We start from the raw sequence: 3026 nt of genomic DNA on the forward strand, positions 1-3026 counted from the left end.
ATATTGCTAAGAGTAATATTACTACACCGGAGAATCGCACTTTAACGTTAGGTGCTATTCCGGAGCCTATTATAACGGTGAAGCCATCTCAAATAGTGGGGAAAAATGATGTAGGTAAATATGATGTAACAATAAAGCCCAGTCCGGTGCAATATGATTATCAGCAAGGTGAAGTTTCATATTATTTAAAACAAAAAGCAAGTTTAAAAATGTGGGTTACAGAAGGAAAATATGATATTAAAGCATAATTGAGGAGGATTTATTATGAATATTAAAACCACGAGATTTGGCGAAATTGAAATAAATGACGATAAGATAATTGAATTTGAACAAGGGATACCGGGGTTTGACGAAGAAAAACAGTTTGTAATCATTCCTTATGATGAAAAAAGTCCATTTTTATTTATGCAATCTGTAAAACAGGAAGATTTGGCGTTTTTAATAATAAATCCGTTTCTTATTTTTGCCGATTATGAATTTGAAATTGATGATGCATCAATCGAAGATTTAACTGTAAAACAAAGTGAAGACTTGCTAATTTATACGATTATCACAATGAACGAAGGTGATATCAAACAAATGACAACAAATTTAGTTGCTCCTATCGTAATCAATAAAGAAAATAACAAAGCAAAACAAGTTGTGCTTGAAAAAAGTAAATACAATACCAAGCACAAGGTGTTTGAATAGAGGAACGCTATGTTAGTTTTAAGTCGAAAAATAGGACAACAAATTATGATAGGGCAAGATATCACCATAAAAATAGTAGACGTGCAAGGTGAAAATGTGCGAATTGCCATTGAGGCACCAAAGGAAATTAAAATTTATCGAGGCGAAATTTATAAAGCGATTGTTGAAGAAAACAAACAAGCTATCAATAATGTAGCAGCAGTAGATTTATCAAACATTACTTTTAAATAAAGATATAGCAAATCATAAATTGTCTTGATAGTTAGACGACAGTTTAATCAACAATTTCAAAGGATTGAAATTTTTAAGTTGTAACCTAAAATCATGGAGGGATAGGTATGATTAATAGTATTGGTAAAGTAAGTGGTGAAGTTAAGAATGCTTCAGCCGAAAAAACAGTCAGTGTTGACACTTCCTCTGCTAAGCTTAGTGCAGTAGCCGAAGAAAATGTGAAAAGTTCGCAAAGTTCAATTAATGCTGATGTAGAAGTTCTGTTAAGTGGCAGAGAACAAGGAAATATTCATAATCAAAGTAAAGATGGCAAAAATAAAGAAGAATTCAATGAAGAAGATGTAAAAGAAATTAGCCAAGCTTTAAGTGAATTTATGAGTAAACTAAATACCAATTTAGAGTTTGACTATTATGAAAAATTAGGAAGATTTGCTGTAAAAATGATTGATAAGCAAACTAAAGAAGTTATTAAAGAATTTCCACCGGAAAAAATTTTAGAAGCAATGGAAAAAACAAGAGAATGGATTGGCCTTATTTTAGACAAGAAAGCGTGAGGTGATAGATATGGCATCAGGTATATATGGGTTAAGTGGCTCGGGAATGGATATTGATTCCTTAGTTAAAAATATGATGAAAACCCAACAATCAAAATATGATAATATCTATAAAAATAAAGTGCAAACCGAATGGAAAAAAAGCGATTATAATTCGATTTATAAATCACTTAATACCTTTCGGTTTAGTACGCTAAGTAATTACAAGTTACAATCAAATATGGCAGCGAGATCGGCAACAGCACAAGATACAACTATTGCAACGGCGGTTGCTAATGGTGATGCCGGTGAAATGACGCATGATATCAGCGTTACTAAATTAGCGCAAAATGCTTATTTACAATCCACTGCTATTACTAGAGACAATGCAACAGCGCCAAAAAGCATTAATTTACCGGATGTAATTAATGTGCAATATCCAGCCGGCATAACAGATGAAGAAAAGAAAACAAAAATTGGGCTTAGTTTTACTGTTAATGATGGTAGTAACACAGCACAAACAATTTCTTATACTTACAGTCAATTAGAAGGCAAAACGTTAAATGATGTTGCATCTGATATTAATAAGCTAAATATTAATATTACGGCAAGCTATGATGCCGTTAATGATACGTTTAGTCTATATAATAAAAAAGGTGGTAGCACTAATACGGTTGGTATTGCTGTTAATGCCGGAAGCGTCGACAATCCGATTAGTACTGAAGGACAAGCTAACACAGAAAAATTATTTACTAATTTAAAATTAGCATCTTATGATTCAGTTAATAAAACATTAGGTAGTGAAATAGCGTTGACCGCAGCAACCCCGATTTCTGTGACCGGTGTTTCAGCTGAAGCAAAAATAGATGGCAAAATCTATACTGCGGACAGTAATAAAATTACCGCAGCCGGTGTTACTTATACTTTAAATAAAATTGGCGAAACTAAGGTGAATGTTACTAATGATGTTGATAAAATTGTAGAGAATGTCAAAAAATTCGTTGAAGACTACAATAAAATGCTTGATACTATGAACTCAAAGATTAGTGAAACTCGCTATAAAGACTACAAGCCGTTGACAGATGATGAAAAAGCAGCGATGAAAGAAGACCAAGTTAAAAGTTGGGAAGAGAAAGCTAAATCCGGCTTGTTAAACAATGATACTATTATTAGAGGCGTTGTTTATGATATGAGAGATGCTTTATCAGACTCAATTGATGGATTAACCGGCAAGTACACTAGTGCTGCGAGCATCGGTATTACTACGACTTCTTACACTGAAAAAGGGAAAATTCAGCTGGATGAAAATAAATTACGTAATGCTTTAAAAGAAGATCCGGATGTAGTATATAAAATTTTTGGTACTACTGGTAGTGATCGCGATTCACAAGGCATTGCTAATAGACTTAGTGCCGTAGCACAAACCGGAATGACTAATATTTCGAAAGAAGCTGGTATTAGTAGTTCTGATGATCAAAGTGTTTTAGGAATAAAAATTGATAGTTATGAATCACAAATGAAAAAAATGCTGGATATAATGGACAAACGCCAAACTCAACTATATAAACAATT

5 protein-coding genes are annotated in these 3026 nt (G+C 32.9%); all 5 read left to right on the top strand.

The features are described 5' to 3' along the window. The coding region (locus tag KBI38_08225) for a hypothetical protein (protein MBP8630027.1) at positions 1–248 on the top strand (248 nt) is incomplete at its 5' end. A gap of 13 nt (positions 249–261) precedes the next feature. Next, positions 262–690 (top strand): flagellar assembly protein FliW, encoded by a 429-nt coding sequence (locus KBI38_08230; GenBank protein ID MBP8630028.1) that lies wholly within the window; start codon positions 262–264, stop codon positions 688–690. A gap of 9 nt (positions 691–699) precedes the next feature. Next, complete coding sequence (gene csrA / locus KBI38_08235) at positions 700–921, top strand: carbon storage regulator CsrA (protein MBP8630029.1); 222 nt, start codon at positions 700–702, stop codon at positions 919–921. A 107-nt stretch (positions 922–1028) separates the two neighbouring features. Then, on the top strand, positions 1029–1475 hold the full coding sequence (locus KBI38_08240; GenBank protein ID MBP8630030.1) for a flagellar protein FlaG: 447 nt from the start codon (positions 1029–1031) through the stop codon (positions 1473–1475). Between the two features lie 10 nt (positions 1476–1485). After that, positions 1486–3026, top strand: a 1541-nt coding sequence (gene fliD, locus KBI38_08245; protein MBP8630031.1) for a flagellar filament capping protein FliD, incomplete at its 3' end; no start/stop codon positions are given.

The organism is Negativicutes bacterium, assembly GCA_018052945.1.
Taxonomy (GTDB): domain Bacteria; phylum Bacillota; class Negativicutes; order JAGPMH01; family JAGPMH01; genus JAGPMH01.